This is a genomic window from Methylobacterium sp. J-068 (assembly GCF_022829445.1).
In the GTDB taxonomy this organism is placed as follows: Bacteria; Pseudomonadota; Alphaproteobacteria; order Rhizobiales; family Beijerinckiaceae; genus Methylobacterium.
Map to the genome: position 1 here is coordinate 78224 of NZ_JAKSXY010000125.1, position 25646 is coordinate 103869.

Sequence of the window (25646 nt, forward strand, 5' to 3'; positions counted from 1 at the left end):
GGATCGACCCACGGACACGTGGTTTCGTTCGGTCTCACGCCTTTTCGGGCGTGGTCTCGTCGGGCTCGAAGAGCTGAACGGGATGACCCGGCATGATCGTCGAGATCGCGTGCTTGTAGACGAGCTGCGAGTGACCGTCCCGGCGCAGCAGCACACAGAAATTGTCGAACCACGTGACGACGCCCTGAAGCTTGACGCCGTTGACGAGGAAGATGGTCAGCGGAATCTTGTTCTTGCGAACGTGGTTCAGGAACGTGTCCTGGAGGTTCTGAGCGCGCTCGCCCGCCATTTTTTCTTATCCTTGATTCACGCTGTTGCCCGTCGAGCCTGACGGGTTCTCATCAGCCGGTTTCGTGAGACCGGGCGAAGTCCAATGACCTCGACCCCGCCCGCAGGCATTACACGTGTGTTGGGCGCGCGATGCAAGTGCATCCCACAGCAATCCTCAGGGTCCGATCCCCAGGGACTTGAGCTTCCGATGGAGCGCGGAGCGCTCCATCCCGATGAATTCCGCCGTTCGGGAGATGTTGCCGGAGAAGCGTGCGATCTGTGCGACCAGATACTCGCGCTCGAAGATCTCGCGCGCCTCGCGGAGTGCCAGACTCATCAGTTTCTCGCCGCCCGAGCCGTTAGGCGTCGTCGGCACCAGGGCGCCGATCTCGGTGGGCAGCATCTCGGAGGTCACCTCCTGATCCGGATCGGTATGGGTCAGGATCATCAGGCGCTCGACGTTGTTGCGCAATTGCCGAACGTTGCCGGGCCAGTCGTGGGATTGCAGCACCGCCATGGCATCCTCGGCTATGCGCCGACGCGGCAGGCCAGTGGCACCGGAGATCTGCTCCATGAAGAACGAGATCAGTTCGGGCACGTCCTCGCGGCGCTCCGAGAGCGAGGGCACCCGGATCGGGACCACCGACAGGCGGTGGAACAGGTCCTCGCGGAAGCGGCCGCCGGCGATCTCCTCGGCGAGGTCGCGCGAGGAGGACGAGATGATGCGCACGTCCACGTGGACCCGCGCCGTGCCACCGACGCGCTGGAAGTTCTGGTCGACGAGGACGCGCAGGATGCGGTTCTGGGTCTCGCGCGGCATGTCGGCGACTTCGTCGATGTAGAGCGAGCCGCCATGCGCCTCCTCCAGCGCACCGACGCGCCGGGCCCGGCCTTCCCCGGCCTCGACGCCGAACAACTCGGCCTCCATCGTGTCGGGCGTGATCGTCGCCGCGTTGATGACGACGAACGGGCCGTTCGCACGGGTCGACATCGCGTGCAGCGTGCGGGCCGAGAGTTCCTTGCCGGAACCCGGCGCGCCCAGGATCATGACGCGGGCATTGGTGGGCGCCACGCGCTCGACGGTCTGGCGCAGTTGATTGACCACCACCGAGGCGCCGACGAGCCGGCTCGCCTGCCCCGAGCGGGCCTTGAGGTCGCGGACCTCGCGCTTGAGGCGTGAGGCTTCCAGGGCCCGCTCCGCCACGAGGATCAGGCGGTCGGCCTTGAACGGCTTCTCGATGAAGTCGTAGGCGCCCGCCTTGATCGCCGCGACCGCCGTCTCGATGTTGCCGTGGCCCGAGATCATCACCACCGGCAGGTCGGGGTGTCCGGCCTTGATCTGGTCGAGCACCTGCAGCCCGTCGAGGCGCGAGCCCTGCAGCCAGATGTCGAGGAAGACGAGGTGGGGCCGGCGCGACTCGATGGCGGCCAGCGCCTCGTCCGATCCCCCGGCGGTCCGGGTGCGGTGACCCTCGTCGTCGAGGATGCCGGCCACGAGGTCGCGGATGTCGGCCTCGTCGTCGACAATCAGGATATCGGCGCTCATGACTGGATCTCCGCGATGGGGGGGGCCGTCCGCGCGGCGCCCTTCTCGTCCTGCACGGAGGGGTGGCCCCCCGGCTTCGGTGGATTGGCTGATGCCCGGCCGGGATCGTCAGGGGCAGGGTCGCCGGGGGTCTCGCGCGGCACCCGCATCCGCACACGCCCGCCCCGGCCTTCCGGATTGTCGTTCAATTCGATCCCACCGCCGTGCTCTTCCAGAACCTTGCTGACGATGGCGAGCCCGAGCCCGGTCCCGCCTTCGCGCGTCGTCATATAGGGCTCCAGCAGCCGCTGGCGCCCCTCGGCGGGAAATCCCTTGCCGTTATCCGTCACTTCGATGACGGCGAAACCGTCCTCGAGAACGAGGCGCACATCGACCCGGCCCTTGCCGCCGTCCCCCTGGTCCAGATCGGCCTCGGGCACCGCCTGCACGGCCTCGACGGCGTTCTTCAGGATGTTGGTGATCGCCTGCGAGAGCAGGCGGATGTCGAAGGCCGCCAGCACCCGCTCCTCGCCCGCCTCCCCGAACGAGAAGTCCATGTCGGGATGGGCCACCCGCATCATGAACAGGTTCTGGCGGGTGATCTCGCTGAGGTCGTTCTGGGCGATGGCCGGCTTGGGCATCCGGGCGAACGAGGAGAACTCGTCGACCATGCGCTTGATCTCGTCGACCTGGCGCACGATCGTGGCCGTGCATTGGTCGAACACCTCCTTGTCGGTGGTGATGACCTTGCCGTACTTGCGCCGGATGCGCTCGGCCGAGAGCTGGATCGGGGTGAGCGGGTTCTTGATCTCATGGGCGATGCGGCGGGCGACGTCGGCCCAGGCCGAGGTGCGCTGGGCCGAGACGAGGTCGGTGATGTCGTCGAGGGTGACGACGAAGCCGCGCGCGCCGCCCTGCGCCTGCTCGCTCGTCACCCGGACGGTCACGGTGCGCTCGCGCCCGTCGCGGGTGAGCTGAATCTGCTGCTGCAGGGTGCGCAGGCGCGCCTCGCCGCCGTCCGGGAACAGGGCCTGCAGTTCCGGGACGGCCTGCGTCAGGGGCTTGCCCACGATCGCCTCGGCGGTGAGCCCCAGGGTGCGCTCCACGGACGGGTTGGCGATGGTCACGAGGCCGGCGGCATCAACGCCGAGCACGCCCGGCGAGACGCCCGCCAGCACCGCCTCGGTGAAGCGCCGGCGGCGGTCGATGAGGTCGCTCGCCGCCGTGAGGCCGTCGTGCTGGCGGCGCAGCTCCTGGGTCATCTTGTTGAAGCTGTCGGAGAGGTGGGCGAGGTCGCCGTCGCTCTTCCGGGCCGGGACCCGCGCGTAGAAATTGCCCGAGGCGACCTGATCGGCGGCATTGATCAGGCGCCGGATCGGGGCGACGAAGCGATTGGCGAAGTTGAGGCCGAACCACACGGCCGACAGCAGGGCGATGAGCGCGATCAGCACGAAGACCGAGGCAAAGCTGATCTGGATCGAGCGCTTCAGGGAATCGTAGGTGAGGTACTCGGCCGCCGCCGCGCGCGACACGCCGGGGAACTCGACGGCCAACTGGCTGACCTCGCGCTGGACCAGCAGCACCGCCCCGTCATAGGCCGGCATCCGCAGGAGCGCGGCGAAGACCCGGCCCTCGCTCGGCACGAGGCAGATCGGATCGCTGGACTTGGCCGCATCCTCGAACGCGGCGGCGGAGGGCAGGCGCCGCTCCTTCAGGACATCGATCTTGGCGCGGGCCACCACCTCGGTGGGGCCGCGCATGATCTCGGCCACCGGCAATCCGAGCGCGGTGGCACGCGTGGTCAGGAAGCTCTCGAACCAGGTCCGGTTCACGTCGAAGTTCGGTCGCGCCCGGGTGAGGTCGTCCGTGAGGATGCGGATCTCGCGGGCGAGACTCTGGCACTGGTTCTCCTGGTAGGCGTCGGCGACCTCGACGGATTTCAGCACGACGTCGCGCACCCGGTCGGTGAAGCCCAGCGAGAGGCCGCGATCGATCGTCACCGCCGCCACCACGGCGAGGAGCACGGTCGGCAGGATGGCGATGAGGCTGAACAGGCCGACGATGCGCGTATGCAGCCGTGCGACCGCCGCGTTGGTGCGGCGGGCATGCAGGAAGACCCGCGCCTCCCAGGCGATGATCACCACGAGGCCGAGGACGAGAAAGACGTTGATGCCGAGGAGCGTCAGGCCGACCGTCGGCGTCGGCGTCACCCGGATCACCCCGGCCAGGATGAGGAAGGTGGCGATGGCGGAGACGAGCGCGGTCACCACGACCAGGGCGCCGACGAGGCCCGGGCCGCGCGGCGGCGGCTTCACGACCGCGGCCAGCCGATCGGCGCCGTCGCCCTCGTCGAGCGCCGTCTCGGGGAGGTTTGGACCCTCCGTGGAGGAGCCCGAATTGCTGGAAGAACGAAGCCACGGCATGGCTGATGCGTCGCCACAACAGTGTGGCGAAATTAATACGGATCGGGCCCGAGGCTGCGTAGAACATGCCGAGTTCCCGCTCTGCGCGCGCGGCGCGCGGCTTGCGCGGCGGGCGTGTCCGGGCCGATCACCGCGTCGGCGAAATGCGATATCGTGTGTCCCGAGATCACCCAGAGAGCAGAATGTCAGATACGCCCGTCTTCGCCTCGGCCGCCGTCGCGGCGCCTCATCGCCTCGCGGCCCAAGCCGGACAACATGTGCTCGCGCAGGGCGGCAACGCGATCGAGGCGATGACGGCGATGGCCGCCGCCATCGCGGTGGTCTACCCGCACATGAACGGCATCGGCGGCGACGGCTTCTGGCTGGTCCGCGAGCGCGGAGGACGGGTGCGCGGCATCGAGGCCTGCGGTCCGGCGGGCAGCCTCGCCACGATCCAGCGCTACCGGGACAAGGAATACGACGTCCTGCCCGCGCGCGGCCCGGACGCCGCCCTGACCGTGGCCGGCGCCATCGGCGGTTGGCGCCTCGCCCTCGACCTGTCGAAGGCCCTCGGCGGCCGCCTGCCCCTCGCGACGCTGCTCGCCGACGCGATCCGCCACGCCCGTGACGGCGTCGCCGTCTCGCCCTCGGAAGCGCGCTACGTGCCGAAGGAACTCGATACGCTGCACGAGCAGCCGCATTTCGCCGAGACCTTCCTCGATCACGGCAAGCCCTACGCCGCCGGTGCGGTCCGCAAGCTGCCGGCTTTGGCCGGCACGCTGGAGCAACTCGCCCATGCCGGGCTCGACGACTTCTACAGGGGCGACCTCGGCCGTGAGATCGCGGCGGACCTCGACCGGCTCGGGACCCCGGTGACCCGGGCCGACCTCGAAGCCTACGCGCCGCGCGAGCGCGCACCCCTCTCGATCCGACGCCGGGATGCCACGCTCTACAACTTTCCGCCGCCGACCCAGGGCATCGCCGCCCTGCTGATCCTCGGCATCTTCGACCGTCTGAAGATCGGACAGCCCGAGACCGCCGCGCATTTCCACGGGCTGATCGAGGCCACGAAGCTCGCCTTCGCGATCCGCGACCGGATCGTCACGGATTACGACCGGCTCAGCGTCGATCCGGCGAGCTTCCTCACGCCCGAGCGTCTCGACCGCGAGGCGGCGCGGATCGACATGAAGCGCGCGGCCAGCGTGCCCCTGCGCAATCCGGGCGAGGGCGACACGGTCTGGATGGGGGCCATCGACCGGGACGGGTTGGCGGTGTCGTACATCCAGTCGATTTACTGGGAATACGGCTCCGGGCTCGTCCTGCCGAGGACGGGCATCCACTGGCAGAACCGGGGCACCTCGTTCTCCCTGGACCCGAAGGCCGTGAACCCGCTTCAGCCCGGCCGCCGCCCGTTCCACACCCTGATCCCGGCGCTCGCCTGCTTCGACGATGGCCGCGTGATGTCCTACGGCAGCATGGGTGGCGACGGGCAGCCGCAGTTCCAGGCGCAAATCTTCGCGCGCTACGCCGATTACGGAATGGACCCGGCCGCTGCCGTCGATGCCCCGCGCCTGCTCTATGGCCGGACCTGGGGCGCCGAATCCCTCACCGTCAAGGTCGAGGACCGCTTCGATCCGGCCTGCATCGCGGCCCTACGCCGCCTCGGTCACGAGATAGAGGAACTCGGCGGGGCCTACATCGACTCCCTCGGCCATGCCGGCATGCTGGTCCGCCATTCCGGCAACGGATCGATCGAGGCCGTGCATGATCCGCGATCCGATGGTGGCTCGGAAGGGTTGTAATGCGCACACCACCTCGCGAATACGCTCCGGAGTGACTATCGAGCTTTCCACAAATTGGCACCGTCCTTGCGATGCATACTGCATCGCAAGGAGTGAATAATGGATACGACGCTCTCCCGCCAACGCTGGCTGCAGCTCGGCCTCGGCCTCGTTGCCATGATGGCGATCTCCAGCCCGCAATATGTCTGGACGCTGTTCACCAAGCCGCTGATCGCGACGACCGGGTCGACGCTGCCGCAGATCCAGTGGACTTTCACGATCCTGATCGTGCTGCAGACCTTCTTCTCGCCGGTCCAGGGCTACCTGATCGACCGGTTCAGCCCCAAGCTGATGATCGCGCTCGGCGCCGCCCTGTCCGGTCTCGGCTGGGTGCTGGCCGCGCGCGTCGACACGTTGCTCGGCGTCTACGCCACCTACGGCCTGTTCTGCGGCCTCGGCACCGGCATCGTCTACGTGGGCATCGTCGGCCTGATGGTGAAATGGTTTCCCGACCGGCGCGGCTTCGCCGTCGGCGTGGTCGCGGCCGGCTACGGCATGGGCGCCATGCTCAGCACCTTTCCCATCAGCGACATGCTCACCGCCTCGGGCTACCGACACACGCTCACGGTCTTCGGCGTGATCCTCGGGGCGATCGGCGCCCTCGCGGCCCTCGGCCTGCGGGCGCCCCGCGCCGGCGAAGTCCTGCCGGCGCCGGCCCGCAACCTCTCCACCTGCGTCCATGACACGACGCCAAGGGTCATGCTGCGCACGCCCCTGTTCTGGCTGATGTTCGTCATGATGACCATGATGTCGACGGGCGGCCTGATGGTGGTGGCCAATTTCGCCTCCTTCGCCCGCGATTTCGGCGTGGCCGACGCCATCATCTTCGGCTTCGTCGCCCTGCCCTTCGCACTCACCTTCGACCGCATCACCAACGGCCTGACGCGCCCGTTCTTCGGCTGGGTCTCGGACCGGATCGGCCGCGAGAACACCATGGGCATCGCCTTCGCGGCCGAGGCCGCCGCCATCGCGCTGCTCCTCGTCTTCCGTGAGAATCCTTACGCCTTCGCGCTCCTGTCCGGTGTGGTCTTCTTCGCCTGGGGCGAGATCTTCTCGCTGTTTCCCTCGATCCTCACCGACACCTTCGGGACCAAGCACGCCACGACGAATTACGGCTTCCTCTACATGGCCCAGGGCATCGGTTCGCTCTTCGGTGGTCCGATCGCGGCGTGGATCTACGCGGTGCAGGGTTCGTGGCTTCCGGTCTTCGCGATCATCATCACGCTCGATGTGCTGACCGCGATCCTCGCTTACTTCGTCCTGAAACCGATGCGCCGGCGCTGGCTCGGCGGCATGGCCGAAATCCCCGCGATGGTCGGCAAACCCGCGCTGGCCTGACCCGAACGCCCGGTCTCGGACGCTGTGGGCGCGGGTGGGGAAACCCATCCGCGCCCCGCTCGTGTCGTGACGGTCGCGCGGACCGGTGGGCGATCCGCGCTCAGGCCTCGGCGTGGCGATGCTCGCAGAGCATGCGCCGCACGGTGCCGCTGGCGGAACGATAGACGACCGTCTCGGTCTCGATCATGCCCGGCTTGAAGCGGACGCCCTTGAGGAGCGCTCCGTCGGTCACGCCGGTGGCGGCCACGATGACGTCGCCGCGCGCCATGTCGTTGAGTTCGTACTTCCGGTTCGGATCGCTGATGCCCATCCGCGCCGCCCGCTCGCGCTTGTCGTGGCTGTCGAGGATCAACCGGCCCTGCATGTGGCCGCCGATGCAGCGCAGGACGCCGGCCGCGATCACGCCTTCCGGGGCCGCGCCGATGCCGAGATAGATGTCCGCGCCCGTCGCGTCCGCGTTGGCGGTGTGGATGATGCCGGCGATGTCGCCGTCCGAGATCAGCCGGATGCCCGCGCCCGTCTCGCGCACGGCGGCGACCAGCTGCATGTGGCGCGGACGATCGAGGATGATCGCGGTGATCTGAGCCGGGTCGACGCCCTTGTGGCGCGCGAGCGCGGCGATGTTGTCGGCCGGGCTGGCATCGAGGTCGACGAGGCCCGCCGGATAGCCGGGGCCGATGGCGATCTTCTGCATGTAGACGTCGGGAGCGGCCAGCAGCGATCCCGCCTCGGCCAGGGCGGTCACCGCGATGGCCCCCGGCATGTCCTTGGCGCAGAGCGTGGTTCCCTCGAGGGGATCGACCGCGATGTCGACCTTCGGGCCGTCGCGGGTGCCGAGGCGCTCGCCGATATAGAGCATCGGCGCGTTGTCGCGCTCGCCCTCCCCGATCACCACGGTGCCGTCGATCGGCAGGAGGTTGAGTTCGAAGCGCATCGCGTCGACGGCGGCCTGATCGGCTTCCTTCTCACGACCCTGCCCGCGCAGGCGCGCGGCGGCGATGGCCGCGCGCTCGGTCACGCGCGCGAGTTCGAGGGTGAGGGACCGAGCCACCGGCACGCGCGATTCCAAGATTCCGCCGGACATGAAAACCTTGCGCCTCTAACGCCTGTCTATCTGGCGTTGTGTATGAACTAAAATGCGGGCAAAAAACTAAAATCCGTCAATGCCACGCATTTTTCTTCGCGGATTCGGGCGCGATCTCATATCAAATCCGGTTGACCCCTTCGAGATAGCGGATTTGGGCTTCGCTCAGGCGCCGCGCGGGCCCTCATCCTATTCGCGTTCGATCCGGATGAGCTGCGGGGCTTCCGCCAGCAATCCGTCATTGGCGATGGCCTCGAGTGCCGCGCGGATGTTGCCCTCGGTGGCCGCGTAGGTGATCAGCACCAGCGGCACGGGCTGGCCGGAGCGTCCATGCGGATCCTTCGAAGCCGCACTCTCTGAGCGACGCTGCAGGATGCTCTCGATAGAGATCTCGCGCTCGGCCATCCGGGTGGCGACACCGGCGGCGACGCCGGGACGGTCGTGCACCGTGAGGCGGATGTAGTAGCCGCCCTCGTGCCGCTGCATCGCGACGCGCTGCGAGGGCGTCAGCGCCGCCGACGGGCGCCCGAAGGTCGGGCGGCGCGTGCCGGCGGCGATGTCGGTGATGTCGCCCACCACCGCCGAGGCCGTGGCCTCGCCGCCGGCGCCGGGCCCGATCAGGGTGAGTTCCCCCACCGCGTCCGCGTCGATGGTCACGGCGTTGGTCACGCCCATGACCTGCGCGATCGCCGAGGATTTCGGCACCATGGTGGGGTGTACCCGCTGCTCGATGCCGCCGGCCGCGGCCTGCGCGACGCCCAGGAGCTTGATCCGGTAGCCGAGTTCCTCCGCCATGGTCAGGTCCAGGGGCTGGATCGCCGAGATGCCCTCCACGGAGACGCCGTCCGCGTCGATCTCGGTTCCGAAGGCGAGACTCGTCAGGATGGCGAGCTTGTGGGCGGTGTCGAATCCCTCGACGTCGAAGGTCGGGTCGGCCTCCGCGTAGCCGAGGGCCTGGGCATCCTTCAGGCAGGCCTCGAAGGTCAGGCCCTCGCGCTCCATCCGGGTCAGGATGTAGTTGCAGGTGCCGTTCATGATTCCGTAGACGCGCGAGACCGCGTTGCCGGTCAGCCCCTCGCGCAGGGCCTTGATCACCGGGATGCCACCCGCGACGGAGGCCTCGTAGGCCAGGGACACGCCCTGCTCTTCGGCCCGTTTCGCCAGCGCCGCGCCGTGTTTGGCCAGGAGCGCCTTGTTGGCGGTAACGACGTGCTTGCCCGCGCTCAAAGCCGCCTCGACCGTCGCCCGGGCTGCCCCCTCGGCGCCGCCGATCAACTCGACCACGCAATCCACCTCGGTCGACCCGGCCAGCGCCACGGGATCGTCGAACCAGGTGACGCCGGCGAGATCGAGGCCGCGGTCACGACCCTTGTCGCGCGACGAGACGGCGGTGATGCGGATCGACCGGCCGCTGGTCTCGGCGAGGGCCTGGGCCCGACGGGCGACCATGCGGACGACGGCGGCGCCGACGGTGCCGAGGCCGGCAACGCCGAGGCGAAGGCTCTGTGTCATGACTTGATCCGTAAGACTGCCGTGCCGTGACCCTGCCGCGTCCGGCGAGGAGCCCGGCGGACGTGACAGGGTCACGCGTCGATCGGCGGATGCGCGTGCCGCGTGCGACGCGGCTCGATCTTCTGCAACGAATCCCCCAGGGGCGCAACAAAACGGCCGGTCCCGGATGCCGTTCGCCATTACGGAACGGCCTGACGGTAGCGGGACGCGATGCGAATGAGCGCATAGAGCACGCCCGCGTTGAGGATGTGCCAGAGGGCGTGCGTCCCGAGCGGCCAGACCGGACAGACCGCCCGGTCCAGGGTCCGAAACGCGAGGGAGAGCGCGAAGAGGGCCGCGACCCGAAGCACCGCCCGTCCCGCCCGGGCCCGCAGGGGGCCGAGACCGCAGCCCTGTGGCCGGAGCAGGCCGGCGGCGACCCCCGCCAGCGCCAGGATCGCCGGTAGGTATCCGATCGAGCCGTTGGTGAGCGTGTCCGTCGAAGCGCCCGTCAGGGTGTCGAGGGCCGGTTCCAGGCCGAGGTTGAAGGCGGAAAATCCGAGGGTGGCGGCCAGAGCCGCCACGAGGCCGAGCCCGAAGTAGCGCCGCATCGCCAGCAGGAAGTAGCCGTAGATGAAGAGCGCGATCGGGATCACGTCGGCCAGCAGCGACCAGCGCACGGCCAGCGTGTGGAACAGGAACGAGCCGAGGCCCACGACCGCCACCAGGGCGCTGAGGGCGAGCGCCGGCAGGTCGGGCCGCGCGCCCTGCCCGACGCGCCGCGCCGCGAGGGCCGCCGCGATCAGGAATGCGCCGTTCGACAGGGCGTTGACCGGCTCGGCCCAGAATCCCGCATCGGCGCGCTCGCAATAGGCGCAGATCGGCGCCGACCAATCGGACATTCGGGATTTCCTCGTTCATCCATCGTGGTACCGCGCCGGAAGCCGGTCCGCCCCGCGATCACGCCTTGCCAGCCCGCCACGAAGGCCCGATGACGAGCCGACCTCGTTCCGGATCGCGACCCTCACCGGGCGGACCCGAATCACTCGCCGGACCCTGCCCATGCGGATCGCCACCTGGAACGTCAATTCGATCAAGCAGCGCGTCGGCCACCTCGTCGCCTTCCTCGACGAGGCCAAGCCCGATGTGGTCTGCCTGCAGGAGTTGAAATGCCAGGACGAGGGCTTTCCCCGCGGCGAGATCGAGGCCGCGGGCTACGCGGTCGAGACCCTGGGCCAGAAGGCCTATAACGGCGTCGCGCTCCTCGTCCGGGCGCCCCTGTCGATGAGCGAGATCCGGCGCGGCCTGCCCGGGGACGAGAGCGACGAGCAGGCCCGCTACATCGAGGCCCTGATCTCCGGCCCGGAACGACGGCCGGTGCGGGTCGCCTCGATCTACCTGCCCAACGGCAATCCGGTCGACAGCCCGAAATATCCCTACAAGCTCGGCTTCCTCGAGCGCCTCCGGGTTCATGCCCGCGCGTTGCGCGAGGCCGAGGAGGCCGTGGTCCTGGCCGGCGACTACAACGTGATCCCGGAGCCGGAGGACGCCGCCGACCCCGAGGCCTGGCGCGCCGACGCCCTGTTCCGGCCCGAGAGCCGGGCCGCGTTCCGGGCACTGCTGGCGGAGGGGTTCACGGATGCCCTGCGTGCCTGCGACCCGCGTCCGGGCCTCTACAGCTTCTGGGATTATCAGGCGGGCGCCTGGAACCGGAATGCCGGCATTCGCATCGACCACCTGCTGCTGTCGCCCCAGGCCGCCGACCGGCTGGTGTCGGCCGCCGTGCAGAAGCACCTGCGCGGCCTCGAGAAACCCTCCGACCACGTGCCGGTGACGGTGGAACTCACCGCCGGGTGAGCGAACGATCCGCCGTCCCGCGTGTTGGGGCAGCACCACTCACCCACGAAGGAGAGAAACGCACGTGAAACTCTACGGTACCGCCTATTCGCCCTACGTCCGCAAGGTCCTCGTCGCCCTGGCCGAGAAGGGGCAGGCGGCGGAGCACATCCCGCTGTTCTTCCACGACAAGGACCCGGCCTTCCAGGCGGCGAGCCCGCTCGGCAAGATCCCGGCGATGGACGACGACGGCTTTCTCCTGGCCGATTCCAGCGCCATCCTGTTCTACCTCGAGGCGAAGGCGCCGAGCCCGGCCCTGATCCCGACCGAGGCAAAGGCCCGCGGCCGCGCGATCTGGTTCGACAAGTACGGCGACACGGAGATGTTCGACATCATCATCAAGCCCTTCGCCAACCGGGTGGTGAAGCCCAAGCTGCTGGGACAGCCCGGCGACGAAGCGGCCGTCACCAAGGCGCTCACCGAGGAGCTGCCGAAGATCTACGACTATCTCGAAGGTCAGATCGACGGCGCGTTCCTGGTCGGTGACACGTTCAGCATCGCCGACATTTCGGTGGTTACCGGCTTCCACAACCTGCACCTGGCGGGCGAGAAGGTCGATGCGGGGCGCTGGCCCAAGCTCGCGGCCTATGTCGACGCTATCCTGGCGCGTCCTTCCTTCGTCACTGCGCTGGCGGCTCGGACGAGCCCCAACTGACACGACGGCCCGAGGCGCGGGCGCGCGCCGCCTCGCGCTTCGGGCCGCATCCATACGGTGGACGCCATGGGTTTTTGATCGCACAAGGCGCGGATCTTCCTCACGCACGCGAGCCGTGTGGCGGAGAGCCTTGGAGGTCCGCAGCGATGCCCGTTCATCTCTACTGCACGTGCTTGAACGAAGAGCGGATGATTCCGTTTTTCCTGACACATTATCGTCGTATCGTCGACCGGATCCATGTGTTCGACATGGGTTCGACCGATCGAAGCCTGAACCTCCTGAAGGGTGACGAGAAGATTGTCGTGGAGCGTGTCGGGGCGCAGGGCGAGACCTATGCGGCCACCGCGACGAACCTGATGAATACCGCCTGGATGCGCTCTAGGGACTCGGCGGACTGGATCGTCACCGCAGAGATGGATGAGCACCTCCATCATCCCGATCTGCCGGGCTACCTCGCGCGGTGCCGGACCCTCGGCGTCACCTACATCACGACCCTCGGCTACAACATGGTCGCAGACCAGTTCCCCACCGGCCTTCGGCCGTTGTGGCAACAGGTCGTGCGTGGCGTGCGCGAGACGCTCTACGACAAGCCGGCGATGTTCGATCCCCGGGCGATCACGGCGATCGACTACGATGCGGGACGGCACGCCGCGTCACCGACGGGTCAGGTCGTTCCCGAGGCGCGACCGCAGGTGAAGCTGCTGCATTACAAGCACCTCGGCCTCGATCACGTCCATGCCCGGAACCGGGTTCTCGCTGGCCCGCCGAACGCCGCGGGCGGCGACGACGCGGAGGGCGAGCGCGATCGCGCCGCGGCGGACTTCACCAATCTCAGGGCTTATGCGCGTCGCGTGCCCGGGCTTCATTCCGCGCATGGCGAGGAGGCGGAGCCGAGCTTTGCCGAGGAGTTCGAGATCATCGCGACATCGGGTCTGTTCGACACCGAATTTTACCGCGCTGCGAATCCCGATGTGGCCGCATCGTCCTTCGTGCCCCTCGTGCATTACTGCGCGTTCGGTTGGCGCGAAGCCCGGAGCCCAAACCCCCATTTCGACTCGGCCTGGTACCTGAAGACCTACGCCCACGAGATTCCGGTCGAGACCAATCCCTTGCTCGACTACATCCTGCGAGGCGAGAAGCGTGGACGCTTTCCGGCCGTGGACTTCGACCCGGAACTGTATCGGCTCGAGAAGCGCCTGGCCCCGGGCGTCAGCCCGTTGCACCACTTCCTCAAGGAGGCGTCGGTCGAGGCGGCTCCCGCCAATGCGGAGCAGCGCTCCTCGCGCCTGCGCGGTTCCTGGAGCCGCCGGTCCTGAGGCGTACGGACAGGGTCGCGTCAGGCCGCGACGGCGGCGCGCCCGGGTCGAACCCCGCTCAGCGTCGCCGGCGCGCCGACCCGGTGACCTGCGCGGTGGCTTGTGACGCCTGGGCCAGCGCGGCAGCGCGGTCGTCCTCGCTCGCGGACGCCCAGGCCTTGTCGTAAAGGTCGACGATCCACGCGTCCTTGCGCCCTTGGGCGGCCTCCCGGGCAAGGGACAGCCACATGAGGCCGCGCGCGCGCTGCGGCGGAACCCCCTGCCCGTTCACGAGCAATTGGCCGAGCAAGGCCTGGGCCGGAGCATGGCCCTTCTCGGCCGCGAGGTTGAACCAGCGCGCGGCCTGACGCGCGTCGGTATCGACGCCGGTGCCATCGAGGTAGAGCCGGCCGAGATTGTACTGCGCGTTCGGGTCGCCGAAATACGACGCCGCGTAGTTGAACATGTCGTAGGCGCGCTCGGGATTCGGGCGCACGTAGGTGCCCTTGATCCCGTCGAGGAAGTAGGTCCCGAGCGCCGTGAAGGCGCTCGCCACCACACCCGAATTCTGCGCGTCCGGTCCCTCGTCGGTGGTGTCGTCGGCGATCCGTGAAAAGAACTCGAACGCCTTGAGGTCGTCGTGGGGCACGCCGTCGCCCTCGGCATACATGCGGCCGAGCTTCCACAACGCGAGGGCGTGGCCCTGGTCGGCGGCATATTCGAGGGCGCGGGCCGCCCCTTCCTTGTCGCCGGCATTGTAGTCGCGCACGCCCATGCGCAGCGCCTCGCGGGCGTTGCGGTAACTGCCGCTCGGCACGGGTGTCCGCGCGGTGGCGTCGAGCGCCAGCGCCGGCATCGCGCCGAGAAGCAGGAGCCCGGCCGCCGCGACCAGCCGGCGGCCCGAGAGGGCCGGCAGCCGGTCCCGCAGCGGCCGATCGCGGGCGGCCCCCGACGGCCGCATGGCGCGGCCGAGGGCTGTCCTAGATGTCCGCATAGGTGTGCGTCTCCTCGGCGCCGCCCGGATGGGTCACCGCGCCGTTCACCGCCGGACCGACGGTCTGCTGGTACTTCCAGAGGTAGCCGGAGGTCGCCGAGTTGGTGCGCGGCGTCCAGGCGGCGAGACGCTTGGCGAATTCCTCGTCCGAGACCGCCACGTCGAGCGTTCCCTTGATCGCATCGAGCGTGATCACGTCGCCGTCCTGGATCAGCCCGATCGGGCCGCCGACGGCGGCTTCCGGTCCGACATGACCGACGCAGAAGCCGCGCGTGGCGCCGGAGAAGCGCCCGTCCGTGATCAACGCGACCTTGTCGCCCATGCCCTGGCCGTAGAGGGCGGCGGTGGTGGAGAGCATCTCGCGCATCCCCGGGCCCCCCTTCGGGCCCTCGTAGCGGATGACCAGAACCTCGCCTTCCCGGTAGGTGCGCTTCTGCACGGCCTCGAAGCAGGCCTCCTCGCCGTCGAACACGCGCGCCGGTCCGGTGAAGACCTGCTTCTCCTCCGACATGCCCGCGACCTTCACGATGGCCCCTTCGGGCGCGAGGTTGCCGCGCAGGCCGACGACGCCGCCGGTGGGCGTGAGGGGGGTGTTGGCGGCCCGGACGACGTCCTGGTCCGGGTTCCAGTGCACCCGCTCCATGTTCTCCGCGATGGTGCGGCCGGTCACGGTCATGCAGTCGCCGTGCATGAAGCCGTGGTCGAGCAGGGTCTTCATGAGGAGCGGGATGCCGCCGACCTCGAACATGTCCTTGGCGACGTAGCGCCCGCCCGGCTTCAGATCGGCGATGTAGGGCGTGCGCTTGAAGATCTCGGCCACGTCGAACAGGTCGAACTTGATGCCGCATTCATGCGCGATCGCCGGCAGGTGCAGGGCCGCGTTGGTGGAGCCGCCCGAGGCCGCGACGGCGGCCGCCGCGTTCTCGAGGCTCTTGCGGGTGACGATGTCGCGCGGGCGGATGTTCTTGGCGATGAGTTCCATCACCTTCTCGCCCGCGGTCATGCAGAATCTGTCGCGGATCTCGTAAGGGGCCGGGGCGCCGGCCGAATAGGGCAGCGCGAGGCCGATGGCTTCGGAGACGGTCGCCATGGTGTTGGCGGTGAACTGCGCGCCGCAGGCACCGGCGGACGGACAGGCGACCTGCTCCAGCTCGTCGAGATCGTCGAGGGACATGTCGCCGACCGCGACCTTGCCGACAGCCTCGAACAGGTCCTGCACCGTCACGGGGCGGCCGCGGAACGAGCCGGGCAGGATCGAGCCGCCATAGATGAAGATCGACGGCACGTTGAGGCGCACCATCGCCATCATCATGCCCGGCAGGGACTTGTCGCAGCCGGCGAGCCCCACGAGCGCGTCGTAGGCATGGCCGCGCATGGTCAGCTCGACGGAATCCGCGATCACTTCGCGCGACGGCAGCGAGGCGCGCATGCCGGCATGACCCATGGCGATGCCGTCCGTCACCGTGATGGTGCAGAACTCGCGCGGCGTGCCGTTGGCGGCCGAGACGCCCTTCTTCACCGCCTGCGCCTGGCGCATCAGCGAGATGTTGCAGGGCGCGGCCTCGTTCCAGCAGGAGGCGACGCCGACCAGCGGCTGGTGAATCTGCTCGCGGGTCAGGCCCATGGCATAGAGATACGAGCGGTGGGGGGCACGCTCGGGCCCCTCCGTGACGTGGCGGCTCGGAAGCTTCGACTTGTCGGTTTTGCGCGCGTCCATCGTCTGTCTCGCCGCCCCGGTCTGCTACGCCTCGATCGAGTTCAGGGCGACCGGGGGCGCGGGACGGTGCGTGGCTTCGAGGGCCGCGCACGATTCCCGGGAGCCGAACCTCGGAAAGCATCTGAACTCTGCGGTAAATCGTTGGGGGGACTATCGTTTACCGCGCTTCCTGAGGTGGTCCCGGTTTATGGCGGGATCGCGGCGGAGGAAGGGGGCTCCCAAGGCAAAGTCTGGATGCTTTCGCGGTGTTGCGACCCCGCCACAGCCACGCTTTCGGGCCGGAAACACGCAGAACCATTTGGGTCGGGATCGATTTTCGTTTTTGGCGTCCGCCGGGGCGCGGGATCGGCTCAGGCGCAATCCGGCCGCCCCGCCCCGTCCGCGAGCAGGGTCGAGGACGGCGCGGATTCGAGGGCGTCGCCGCTCGCGTCCTTCAGGTTCACGCCGGAGAGGCCGAGGGCGAAGGCCTGGGTGAGAAGCCAGTTCAGCTTGAACGCCGCGAGATCATGGGAGAGCCCGGCCGGGCGCACGTTCGAGATGCAGTTGCGCTCGGCGTCCGAGCGCCCGATGCGGGGGCCGAGGGTCAGGTAGAGGCCCAGGCTGTCCGGCGAGGACAGGCCCGGCCGTTCCCCGATCAGCACCACCACGGCACGGGCCTTGAGCGCGGCACCGATGCCGTCCCCGAGCGCGACGCGGGCTTGCGTCGCCAGCACGATGGGCGCGAGGCGCCAGCCGGCCCGCGCGACGTGCGGCTGGAACGCCGCGAGGAAGCCGGCCGCGCCCTCGTGGACCGCGCGAGCCGAGAGACCATCGGCGACGACGAGGGCAAGGTCCACGCCTTCGCCGGCCTCGGCGCCCAAGGCGTCGCGCGCCTCGTCGGTGAGGGCGCGCCCGAGATCGGGGCGGCGCAGGTAGGTGGCGCGATCCGGGGCGGCCGAGGTCACGGTCAGGGTCTCGAAGCCGAGCGCCGCGATGTCGGACCGGACCGCTTCTGCGTCGAGCGGCGTGTGGACCGCGTCGCGAGCCTGGGCATGGGCGAGGCCGAAGCGCAGGACCTCCCGCGTCGGCAACCCGGCCCCCGCCCGGCCCAGGCCGATCCGGGCCGGCGTGAGGCGCGCCAGACGCGCCCAGGGGTCCTCGGGGCCGCGATCCGCGCTCATGCGGCCAACCCGCGATTCGCGAGGCCCGGCGCGGCGGCGATCAGGCGGGCGCTGGGACCGTCGGAACGCAGGGCGCCGTCCGCATCGGTGAGGCCGATCCGCTCCAACCACGCCTCGAATTCGGGTGCCCGCTTCAGTCCGAGCACTTCGCGCAGGTAGAGTGAATCGTGGAACGAGGTGGATTGGTAGTTCAGCATCACGTCGTCGGCGCCGGGCACGCCCATGATGAAGGTGCAGCCGGCCGCTCCGAGCAGGGTCAGCAGTGTGTCCATGTCATTTTGGTCGGCTTCGGCGTGGTTGGTGTAGCAGACGTCGACGCCGAGGGGCACGCCCATGAGCTTGCCGCAGAAGTGATCCTCCAGGCCCGCGCGGATGATCTCCTTGCCGTCGTAGAGATATTCCGGCCCGATGAAGCCCACCACGGTGTTGACCAGGAGCGGCCGGAAAGCCCGCGCCACCGCGTAGGCCCGCGCCTCCAGGGTTTGCTGGTCGATGCCGTGGTGCTGGCCCGCCGAGAGGGCCGAGCCCTGCCCGGTCTCGAAATACATGCAGTTGTCGCCCACCGTGCCGCGCTTGAGGGCGAGCGCCGCTTCGTGGGCTTCCTTCAGGATCGGCAGCGTCACGCCGAAGCTCGCATTGGCCCCTTGCGTGCCCGCGATCGACTGGAACACCAGATCGACCGGCAGACCCCGGTTCATCGCCTCGATCGTCGTGGTGACGTGGGTGAGGATGCACCCTTGCGTCGGGATCTCCAGGCGCCGGATCAGGTCGTCGAAGAGATGGAGCAGCCCGCTCAGGGTGGAGACGGAATCCGAGGCCGGGTTCAGGCCGATCACCGCGTCGCCGCAGCCGTAGGACAGGCCGTCGATGATCGAGGCGGTGATGCCGGCGGCATCGTCGGTCGGGTGGTTCGGCTGGAGCCGGACCGCGAGTCTGCCCTGTAGCCCGATGGTGTTGCGGAACCGGGTCACCACCCGGCACTTGCGCGCGACCAGGATGAGATCCTGGTTGCGCATGATCTTGGAGACCGCCGCCGCGATCTCGGGCGTGATGCCGGGCGCGATCCGAGCCAGGGTCGCGGACGGGGCGGTGAGCAGGAACTCGCGGAAATCGCCGACCGTGAGGTGCGCGATTTCGTGGAACGCCGCCGCGTCGTGCGTGTCGAGGATGAGGCGGGTGACGTCGTCGGCCTCGTAGGCGATCAGCGGCCTGGCCAGGATCTCGCTCAGGGGCACGTCCGCGAGGCACCAGCGCGCCGCCATCTCCTCCTCGGCCGATTCCGCCGCGATGCCGGCGAGCCGGTCGCCGGAGCGCACCGGCGTCGCCTTCGCCATCAGGGTGGCGAGATCGGCGAAGACATGGGTCCTGGCACCGACGAGATGACGATAGGCCATGGCGCGACGCTCCCCCGGGAAACCTCAAGATCGCGCCCGGGACCGGTCCGGCAAGGGCGCGATCCCTTCGGGCGCCTAAACCGCGCCCGCGTGCGGGGCCGGCTCCTCGGTGGAGATCGCGTCGACGGTGCGCTGGGGCGGAGAGCCCTGCCCGTCCGAGCGGACGATGCGGATCTGCTGGTTGACGGGCTGCATGTTGCCCCAGGGCGTCGAGAACGCGATCTCGGCGGCGTCGCGCCCGACGCCGATGCGCACGAGCCCGTCGAGATCGGCCTGCCGCGTCGCGTCGAACAGCCACCAGCGCCCGTCGAGATAGGCCTCGAACACCGCGTGGAAATCGCTCGGCACGAGGCCGTGGGCGTAGCAGCTGACGAACCGGGCGGGGATGCCCAGCGCCCGACAGAAGGCGGTACCGATATGCGCGAAGTCGCGGCAGACGCCGGCGCGCTTCAACAGGCTCTCGTCCGCCGTGGTCTCGCCGTCGCTGGTACCGGGTTGGTAGGTCAGGTGGTCGTGGATCCAGTTGCAGATCGCGTTGACCCGCTGATGCCCCTTCGGCAGCGCGCCGAACTCGGCCAGCGCGAAGGGCGTCAACCGATCGGACGAGACGAAGCGGCTCGGCAGCAGGAAGGGCAGGATGTCGAGCGGGAGCTGCGAGATCGGCGTCTCGTCGATCGTCGCGGGATCGGCCCGGTGAACGGTGAGATCGACCTCGGCGCTGTATTCCAGCGAGAACTGCCCGACCGGCACGTTGACGCCGAGGTAGCGGTTCTGGAGGTCCGGCGTGATGTAGATGTCGCGCTTGAGGTTCGGCGACAGGATCAGGCTCTCACTCAGGATCTCGACGCTGCGCAGACGCGCCACTTCGAGATTGAAGATGAACGTCGTGTCGGACAGGATATTGTAGGATAGATTGCAGCCGAGTTGATAGCGCACCGTCCGCTCCTTGCTGGCCTGTGATGCCGCTCGGTATAGCAAGGATCGCGCCTCCGGGCGCATCGCGCGAAGGCCCGAACCGTCAGTTTGCGCGGGGCGCCAGGATCACCGTGAGCGAGCGCACGCCCTGCGCGCCGTGGATCAGCACGCCCTCGATATCGGCCGTGGCCGAGGGCCCGGTATGGAGCACCGCATAATCCGCGCGCGCGAAGTCCGGACGGCGATAGGCCGCCTGGATGTTGATGACGATGTCGGCCGGGTCGAGCAGGACAATCAGGTGCTGGGCGAGGTAGGCGACCGCATTCACCTGCAACTCGGCTTGCGTGAACAGCACCGAGCCGGTCTCGGCCACGCCGAAGACCGCGCGCACGATGGCGACGTCGACATCCGCAAGATCGTGTGGGCGTGCCACCGCCGCGAGATCGCGATTGCCCGCGACCTCCGGCACGGCCGAGGCGATGACCTTCGCGCCCGCCAGCCGCTCGCGCACGCTCGCGAAGGGGTCCTCCCCCGGGATCACCTCGGCCATCCGGCCGCCCATGCGCTTCAGGCGTTCGCCGAACTCGGCCACATGGTCGTCGCCGACGAGGGGGGCGAAGTCCGGCACCTCCGGCAACGGGTGCTCGCCCGCCGGACGGTTCCGGCGGATGCGCGCGAGGGTGTCTTCGCGAACGCTCACTTCACGCCCTCCGGTCCCTTGGTGCCGGCTGTGCCGGTGCCGGCCTTACCGGTGCCGGCCTTGCCCATGCGGTTCTGCTTGTACCAGGCGTGGAAGGTCTGGCGCGGAGCCTCCGGCATCTCGCGGCCCTTCCCCCATGTGTTGAGCGGATTGTAGACGGCGAAGCGCGGCAGCACCTTGAGGGCGGAATCGGCGGCGCCGATGGCGGCCCGGTAGGTCGCCGGACGGCTGAGCACCTGCCCGGCCGCCTTCATCATGCCCTGCTTCAGAAGTGGGATCTGGTGCTCCTCGGCCAGCACCTTGCGCCAAGCGAAGATCTGCTCGTGGATGTTGATCTTCACCGGGCAGACGTTGGTGCAGCTCCCGTTCATCGTCGAGGAGAACGGCAGGGTCGAGTACTTCCGCTTGTTGAAGGTCGGGTCGATGATGAGGCCGATCGGCCCCGAATAGGTGGCGCCGTAGGAGAGGCCGCCGGAGCGCCGGTAGACCGGGCAGGTGTTCATGCAGGCGCCGCAGCGGATGCATTTCAGCGAGGTCCAGAACTCCTCCATCCCGAGCCGCTCGGAACGGCCGTTATCGACCAGCACGTAGTGCATGGGCGCGCCAGTCCGCGGTTTGCGGAAATGCGAGGTGTACTGGGTGATGGGCGAGCCCAGGGCCGAGCGCGAGAGCAGGCGCAGGAACACGCCGAGATGCTCGATGCGCGGGATCAGCTTCTCGATGCCGATGGAGTGGATCTGCAGCTTGGGCACGTTGCCCGAGAGGTCGGCATTGCCCTCGTTGGTGCAGGTCACCACCGTGCCGGTCTCCGCGATGGCGAAGTTGCAGCCGGTCAGCCCCGCATCCGCCTCCAGGATGAGTGGGCGCGTGTGCATGCGCTGGCTCTCGGCGAGGTAGTGCGCGTCGTCGTTCTCGGGGTCGGTCCCCATGGTGCGGGCGAAGACGTCGGCGACGTCGAAGCGGGTCTTGTGCACGGCCGGCACCACGACGTGGCTCGGCTCCTCGTTGTCGAGTTGCTGGATGCGCTCGCCGAGATCGGTCTCGATCACCTCGATGCCGGTGCCGGCCATGTAGTGCCGGAAGCCGCATTCCTCGGTGAGCATCGACTTCGACTTGATCAGCGACTTCGCGCCGTGCTCCTTCAGGATGCCGTGGACGATGCGGTTGTGCTCGGCCCCGTCCGCCGCCCAATGCACCTGGACCCCGTTGGCCTTGGCCTGAGCCTCGAACTGTTCGAGGTAGCGATCGAGGTTGGCCAGCGTGTGCGTCTTGATCTGCGAGGCGAGTTCGCGAAGCTCCTCCCATTCGGGAATCCCGAAGGCGGCGGTGTCGCGCTTGCCGCGCAGGTCCCACAGGCGCGCGTCGTGCGCCTTCTGGTGCATGGGCGCCGCGAGGAAGCGCTCGGCCGCCTCGGCCTGATCGATGGGGCGGTCGCCCCGGATCTTGGCGCCGCGCGGCTGCGGTTCGCGGGGTGCCTTGGCGGCGATGGGCCGAGAGGCCCCTTCCGCGTGCTGAAGGCGCCGGCCGTCCTGTCCGCGCTCGCTCTCGTCGTTGCCCGCCATCACCTCGGGATGGATGACGCCGTCGCGCTGCGTGCCGTCAGGCGGCTGGAGATCGTCGGACGCGCTCATGCGGTCGCTCCATTGAGGATGCGGGCGATGTGGATGAACTTGAGGGGGACGCCGATTCGATCCGCGCAGCCCTTCTGGTGCATCATGCAGGAGGAGTCGGCCGAGACGACGTACTCGGCTCCCGCCTGGGCGTGGTCGCTGACCTTGTCGTAGCCCATCTTGGCCGAGACGGCGGGCTCGAACACCGAGAAGGTGCCGCCGAAGCCGCAGCACTCGTCGGGCCGGGCCGGCACCACGATCTCGATGCCCTTGACTTTCTTCAGAAGGTCGAGGGGCTTGGAGAAGAACGGCGCGTTGAGTTCGGACGGACGGGCATGGTGGATGCCGCGCAGCGCGTTGCAATTGCCGTGGTAGCCCACCCGGTGCGGAAACTCGGCCCAGGGAAATTCCTCGACCTTGAGGATGTCGTGCAGGAACTCCACGAGTTCGAAGGTCTTCTGGCGGACCGCCGTGACCTCAGGCGTCTGCGGAATCGCCGTGAGGTGTTCGCGCACCTGATGCACGCAGGAGCCGGACGGGGCGACGATGTAGTCGAACCCCGAAAAGTTCTTGACGAACAGGGCCTCGGTGGCGGCGGCCTCCGCGTGGCAGCCGGTATTCGTCATCGGCTGGCCGCAGCAGGTCTGGTCGAACGGATAATGCACGTCGAGGCCGAAGCGTTCGAGCAATTCCAGCGTGGCGATCCCCACCTCCGGCTCGAAGGCATCGACGTAGCACGGCACGAACAGTCCGATGCGCATGGCGTTTTCCGGGCTGCGCGGCCGGTGTCGCGAAGACCCGGCCGCTTTGGAAATATTCTACTCTGAGGCCGGTCTAGCGGAGGAGGTTCGTCTTGGCGAGATCGAGGACCGAATCGCCGCGTCCGCTCATCACCGCGCGTAGGACGTAGAGGCTGAAACCCTTCACCTGCTTGCCGTCGATCTTCGGCGGCATCGAGAGTTCCTGGCGCGCCACCACGCAGTCGAGGAGGGCCGGGCCGGGATGGGACAGGACCTCGCGCACGCCCGCTTCCAATTCGGCGGGGTCCTCGACCCGCACGGCGTGGATGCCGGCGCCGCGCGCCATCGCGGCGAAGTCGGGATTGTCGAGGGCGACCCCGGTCTCGATGTAGCCGGCGGCCTTCATCTCCAGCTCCACGAAGCCCAGGGTGCCGTTGTTGTAGACGATGACCTTCAGGGGCAGCTTCTGCTGGCGTAAGGTCAGGAGGTCGCCCATCAGCATGGCGAAACCGCCGTCGCCCGAGAGCGACACCACCTGCCTGTCGGGATAGGCGGCCTGGGCGCCGATGCCCTGAGCCATGGCATTGGCCATGGAACCGTGGACCCACGAGCCGATGAGCCGGCGGCGGCCGTTCATCGTGAGGTAGCGCGCCGCCCAGATCGTCGGCGTGCCGACATCCGCCGTGAAGACGGTATCCGCCGCCGCCGCTTCGCTGATCAGCTTGGTCAGGTATTGCGGGTGGATTGGGGTCTCGGCGGATTTCCGCCCGAACCAGCCCCGGGCGGGTGCGCCCGTGGCGAGGTCGTCGAGGTCCTCGCGCGCCTTGGCGTAGTGCTTCAGCGCGGCGTCGAGGTGCCGGCGCTCGGACTTGACGGCGAGCTTCGGCAGCAGGGCCCGGATGGTGTCGTCCACGTGCCCGACGAGGCCGAGGTCGAGCTTGCAGCGCCGTCCCAACTGTTCCGGTCGGACGTCGACCTGCGCGATCCGGGCATCGTGTGGGTAGAACTGCCGGTAGGGAAAATCCGTGCCGAGCATCAGCAGCGTGTCGCAGGACATCATCGCGGCGTAGCCCGACGAGAAGCCGATCAGGCCGGTCATCCCGACATCGTACGGATTGTCGTACTCGACCACGTCCTTGCCGCCGAGCGCGTGGACGATGGGGCTCTTCAGGGTTTCCGCGAGCCGGAGCAGCTCCGCGTGCGCGCCGGCGCAGCCGCGCCCGCACAGCAGCGTGACGCGCTCGGAGTCATTGAGCAGATCGGCTAGCGCGTCGAGGTCCGGCTCGGCCGGGCGCACCACGGGGCGCGGCGGGATCAGGCCGGGATTGGGCGCGGCGCGGCGTGGCGGCGCGTCCATCAGGGCGACATCGCCCGGAATGATCACCACCGCGACACCGCTCAGGCCGATGGCGGCGCGCATGGCGTTCTCCAGCACCTGCGGCAGCTGCGAGGCATCGCCGACCATCTCGCAGTAATGACTGCACCCACGGAACAGCTGCCCCGGATGCGTCTCCTGGAAATAGCCCGAGCCGATCTCGGCCGTCGGAATATGCGCCGCGATGGCCAGCACCGGCGTGCGGGTGCGGTGGCAATCGTAGAGTCCGTTGATGAGGTGGACGTGGCCCGGTCCGCAGGAGCCGGCACAGACCGCGAGTTTGCCGGAGAGCTGGCTGTCGGCGCCCGCCGCGAAGGCCGCGACCTCCTCGTGGCGGACGTGGATCCAGTCGATGGTGCCCCGCGCCCGCAGCGACTCGGTCAATGCGTTCAGGCTGTCCCCGACGATCCCGTAGATGCGCTGGACGCCGGCCTGCTCGAGGGTGTCGACGACGAGGTCCGCGACGGTGGCGATCTTCATGGAATTCGGCTCCGGTTGTCCCGAGCCGAACCTCCGCCGCCACCGGGAGTTCCGTGTGAGGAATGTCCCCGGAGCGGATCTGTCAGTCGGCGATATCGGCCACGCGCGGGGCGATCACGGCGAACAGGTCGCCCAGGGTCGCGAGGCTCGCGGCCTGAAGCGCGGCCGCCGGCACGATCGAACCGTCCGAACTGGGCAGCGCCCGCGTCGCGGTGGTCTCGGCCACCACGGTCGGGCTGAAGCCGAGGTTGAAGGCGCCCCGCCCCGTCGAGTTGATGCACATGTGCGTCATGAAGCCGGCGAGGATGACCGACGTGACGCCGGCGCCCTGGAGCCGATCCCGCAGATCGGTTCCCACGAAGGCGTTGGGGAAGGTCTTGACGATGACCGGCTCACCGTCCCGGGGCGCGACCTCGTCGCTGATCGCGCCGATGGCGGCGGTAACGTCGTAGGGCGAACCCGGCCCGGCATCGTGCTGGACGTGGAAGACCGGCACGCCCGCCCCACGGGCCCGGTCGAGGAGCGCGCGCGCGGCGGTGAGCGCCGGCTCCACGTTCTCCAGCCGCATCACGCCCTCGCGATAGGTGTTCTGCAGGTCGATCATCACCAGGGCGGAGCCGGTCAGGCGCGCCGGTTCGACGGGGAGCCCGGACAGGATGCGCAGCGTCTTCAGATCGCTCATGGTCTCGGCATCCTCCTGCGCGTGGATGGTGGGGCTGGGTGTGCGGCGGACGGGGCCAGGACCGCGGGCCGGTGCGACACGA

21 protein-coding genes are annotated in these 25646 nt (G+C 68.8%); 5 read left to right on the top strand and 16 right to left on the bottom strand.

The genetic code is table 11. From position 1 onward, the window contains the following. Positions 1 to 34: 34 nt before the first annotated feature. From hfq to MKK54_RS23420, 3 genes are all read right to left on the bottom strand, one after another. Complete coding sequence (gene hfq / locus MKK54_RS23410) at positions 35 to 289, bottom strand: RNA chaperone Hfq (protein ID WP_244014850.1); 255 nt, start codon at positions 287 to 289, stop codon at positions 35 to 37. A 156-nt stretch (positions 290 to 445) separates the two neighbouring features. Next, positions 446 to 1816, bottom strand: coding sequence for a sigma-54-dependent transcriptional regulator (locus MKK54_RS23415; protein WP_244014852.1), 1371 nt, complete (start codon positions 1814 to 1816; stop codon positions 446 to 448). Next, positions 1813 to 4218 carry a sensor histidine kinase NtrY-like gene (locus tag MKK54_RS23420; protein ID WP_244014854.1) on the bottom strand — a complete coding sequence of 802 codons (2406 nt, stop codon included), beginning with the start codon at positions 4216 to 4218 and terminating at the stop codon, positions 1813 to 1815. Before MKK54_RS23420 ends, MKK54_RS23415 begins: the two co-directional genes overlap by 4 nt. Before the next feature lie 182 nt (positions 4219 to 4400). Here MKK54_RS23420 and MKK54_RS23425 point away from each other — a divergent pair, with 182 nt between their 5' ends. Further along, positions 4401 to 5999, top strand: a complete 1599-nt coding sequence (locus MKK54_RS23425) for a gamma-glutamyltransferase family protein (RefSeq protein WP_244014856.1) — start codon at positions 4401 to 4403, stop codon at positions 5997 to 5999. Positions 6000 to 6098: 99 nt separating this feature from the next. Continuing rightward, positions 6099 to 7376, top strand: coding sequence for an oxalate/formate MFS antiporter (gene oxlT / locus MKK54_RS23430; protein WP_244014858.1), 1278 nt, complete (start codon positions 6099 to 6101; stop codon positions 7374 to 7376). 100 nt (positions 7377 to 7476) lie between these two features. Here the strand turns inward: oxlT and glpX are convergent, their stop codons facing one another. The 3 genes from glpX to MKK54_RS23445 form a co-directional block, all read right to left on the bottom strand. Beyond that, positions 7477 to 8460, bottom strand: a complete 984-nt coding sequence (glpX, locus tag MKK54_RS23435) for a class II fructose-bisphosphatase (RefSeq protein WP_244014861.1) — start codon at positions 8458 to 8460, stop codon at positions 7477 to 7479. A gap of 189 nt (positions 8461 to 8649) precedes the next feature. Further along, the gene (locus MKK54_RS23440; RefSeq protein ID WP_244014863.1) at positions 8650 to 9972 is read right to left on the bottom strand and encodes a homoserine dehydrogenase; all 1323 of its coding nucleotides are present in this window, start codon (positions 9970 to 9972) and stop codon (positions 8650 to 8652) included. A 179-nt stretch (positions 9973 to 10151) separates the two neighbouring features. After that, the gene (locus MKK54_RS23445) at positions 10152 to 10853 is read right to left on the bottom strand and encodes a ceramidase (RefSeq protein ID WP_244014865.1); all 702 of its coding nucleotides are present in this window, start codon (positions 10851 to 10853) and stop codon (positions 10152 to 10154) included. A gap of 160 nt (positions 10854 to 11013) precedes the next feature. On the opposite strand from MKK54_RS23445, the gene xth reads away from it, so the two are divergent. From xth to MKK54_RS23460, 3 genes are all read left to right on the top strand, one after another. Continuing rightward, positions 11014 to 11808: an exodeoxyribonuclease III gene (xth, locus tag MKK54_RS23450; RefSeq protein ID WP_244014867.1), complete on the top strand. Its 795-nt coding sequence runs from the start codon at positions 11014 to 11016 to the stop codon at positions 11806 to 11808. Between the two features lie 64 nt (positions 11809 to 11872). Next, on the top strand, positions 11873 to 12502 hold the full coding sequence (locus MKK54_RS23455; RefSeq protein ID WP_244014869.1) for a glutathione S-transferase family protein: 630 nt from the start codon (positions 11873 to 11875) through the stop codon (positions 12500 to 12502). A gap of 188 nt (positions 12503 to 12690) precedes the next feature. Beyond that, positions 12691 to 13818, top strand: a complete 1128-nt coding sequence (locus MKK54_RS23460) for a glycosyltransferase family 2 protein (protein ID WP_244014874.1) — start codon at positions 12691 to 12693, stop codon at positions 13816 to 13818. A 58-nt stretch (positions 13819 to 13876) separates the two neighbouring features. Here MKK54_RS23460 and MKK54_RS23465 read toward each other — a convergent pair whose 3' ends face one another. From MKK54_RS23465 to MKK54_RS23510, 10 genes are all read right to left on the bottom strand, one after another. Further along, complete coding sequence (locus MKK54_RS23465) at positions 13877 to 14791, bottom strand: tetratricopeptide repeat protein (protein WP_244014895.1); 915 nt, start codon at positions 14789 to 14791, stop codon at positions 13877 to 13879. Beyond that, entirely contained in the window at positions 14778 to 16508 is a 1731-nt protein-coding gene (gene ilvD, locus MKK54_RS23470; protein WP_244014897.1) for a dihydroxy-acid dehydratase, read from the bottom strand. Before ilvD ends, MKK54_RS23465 begins: the two co-directional genes overlap by 14 nt. A 350-nt stretch (positions 16509 to 16858) precedes the next feature. Then, positions 16859 to 17668: an ethanolamine ammonia-lyase subunit EutC gene (gene eutC, locus MKK54_RS23475; protein ID WP_244014900.1), complete on the bottom strand. Its 810-nt coding sequence runs from the start codon at positions 17666 to 17668 to the stop codon at positions 16859 to 16861. Further along, on the bottom strand, positions 17665 to 19062 hold the full coding sequence (locus MKK54_RS23480; protein WP_244014902.1) for an ethanolamine ammonia-lyase subunit EutB: 1398 nt from the start codon (positions 19060 to 19062) through the stop codon (positions 17665 to 17667). The genes eutC and MKK54_RS23480 overlap by 4 nt, the downstream gene beginning before the upstream one ends. Positions 19063 to 19137: 75 nt before the next feature. Next, positions 19138 to 19998, bottom strand: a complete 861-nt coding sequence (locus MKK54_RS23485; protein WP_244014904.1) for a transglutaminase-like domain-containing protein — start codon at positions 19996 to 19998, stop codon at positions 19138 to 19140. Between the two features lie 82 nt (positions 19999 to 20080). Next, positions 20081 to 20677, bottom strand: coding sequence for a lactate utilization protein C (locus tag MKK54_RS23490; protein ID WP_244014906.1), 597 nt, complete (start codon positions 20675 to 20677; stop codon positions 20081 to 20083). Further along, on the bottom strand, positions 20674 to 22308 hold the full coding sequence (locus MKK54_RS23495; protein ID WP_244014908.1) for a lactate utilization protein B: 1635 nt from the start codon (positions 22306 to 22308) through the stop codon (positions 20674 to 20676). The genes MKK54_RS23490 and MKK54_RS23495 overlap by 4 nt, the downstream gene beginning before the upstream one ends. Further along, positions 22305 to 23048 carry a (Fe-S)-binding protein gene (locus MKK54_RS23500; RefSeq protein WP_244014910.1) on the bottom strand — a complete coding sequence of 248 codons (744 nt, stop codon included), beginning with the start codon at positions 23046 to 23048 and terminating at the stop codon, positions 22305 to 22307. The genes MKK54_RS23495 and MKK54_RS23500 overlap by 4 nt, the downstream gene beginning before the upstream one ends. A 73-nt stretch (positions 23049 to 23121) precedes the next feature. After that, on the bottom strand, positions 23122 to 24882 hold the full coding sequence (poxB, locus tag MKK54_RS23505) for a ubiquinone-dependent pyruvate dehydrogenase (RefSeq protein WP_244014912.1): 1761 nt from the start codon (positions 24880 to 24882) through the stop codon (positions 23122 to 23124). Positions 24883 to 24964: 82 nt separating this feature from the next. After that, entirely contained in the window at positions 24965 to 25564 is a 600-nt protein-coding gene (locus MKK54_RS23510; protein ID WP_244014914.1) for a cysteine hydrolase family protein, read from the bottom strand. Between the last annotated feature and the right edge of the window lie 82 nt (positions 25565 to 25646).

Excerpts from the sequence above, each read along its gene's own strand:
- hfq (WP_244014850.1), bottom strand. The coding sequence starts at position 289 with ATGGCGGGCGAGCGCGCTCAGAACCTCCAGGACACGTTCCTGAACCAC.
- MKK54_RS23415 (WP_244014852.1), bottom strand. The coding sequence starts at position 1,816 with ATGAGCGCCGATATCCTGATTGTCGACGACGAGGCCGACATCCGCGAC.
- MKK54_RS23420 (WP_244014854.1), bottom strand. The coding sequence starts at position 4,218 with ATGCCGTGGCTTCGTTCTTCCAGCAATTCGGGCTCCTCCACGGAGGGT.
- MKK54_RS23425 (WP_244014856.1), top strand. The coding sequence starts at position 4,401 with ATGTCAGATACGCCCGTCTTCGCCTCGGCCGCCGTCGCGGCGCCTCAT.
- oxlT (WP_244014858.1), top strand. The coding sequence starts at position 6,099 with ATGGATACGACGCTCTCCCGCCAACGCTGGCTGCAGCTCGGCCTCGGC.
- glpX (WP_244014861.1), bottom strand. The coding sequence starts at position 8,460 with ATGTCCGGCGGAATCTTGGAATCGCGCGTGCCGGTGGCTCGGTCCCTC.
- MKK54_RS23440 (WP_244014863.1), bottom strand. The coding sequence starts at position 9,972 with ATGACACAGAGCCTTCGCCTCGGCGTTGCCGGCCTCGGCACCGTCGGC.
- MKK54_RS23445 (WP_244014865.1), bottom strand. The coding sequence starts at position 10,853 with ATGTCCGATTGGTCGGCGCCGATCTGCGCCTATTGCGAGCGCGCCGAT.
- xth (WP_244014867.1), top strand. The coding sequence starts at position 11,014 with ATGCGGATCGCCACCTGGAACGTCAATTCGATCAAGCAGCGCGTCGGC.
- MKK54_RS23460 (WP_244014874.1), top strand. The coding sequence starts at position 12,691 with ATGATTCCGTTTTTCCTGACACATTATCGTCGTATCGTCGACCGGATC.
- MKK54_RS23465 (WP_244014895.1), bottom strand. The coding sequence starts at position 14,791 with ATGCGGACATCTAGGACAGCCCTCGGCCGCGCCATGCGGCCGTCGGGG.
- ilvD (WP_244014897.1), bottom strand. The coding sequence starts at position 16,508 with ATGGACGCGCGCAAAACCGACAAGTCGAAGCTTCCGAGCCGCCACGTC.
- eutC (WP_244014900.1), bottom strand. The coding sequence starts at position 17,668 with ATGAGCGCGGATCGCGGCCCCGAGGACCCCTGGGCGCGTCTGGCGCGC.
- MKK54_RS23480 (WP_244014902.1), bottom strand. The coding sequence starts at position 19,062 with ATGGCCTATCGTCATCTCGTCGGTGCCAGGACCCATGTCTTCGCCGAT.
- MKK54_RS23495 (WP_244014908.1), bottom strand. The coding sequence starts at position 22,308 with ATGAGCGCGTCCGACGATCTCCAGCCGCCTGACGGCACGCAGCGCGAC.
- MKK54_RS23500 (WP_244014910.1), bottom strand. The coding sequence starts at position 23,048 with ATGCGCATCGGACTGTTCGTGCCGTGCTACGTCGATGCCTTCGAGCCG.
- poxB (WP_244014912.1), bottom strand. The coding sequence starts at position 24,882 with ATGAAGATCGCCACCGTCGCGGACCTCGTCGTCGACACCCTCGAGCAG.
- MKK54_RS23510 (WP_244014914.1), bottom strand. The coding sequence starts at position 25,564 with ATGAGCGATCTGAAGACGCTGCGCATCCTGTCCGGGCTCCCCGTCGAA.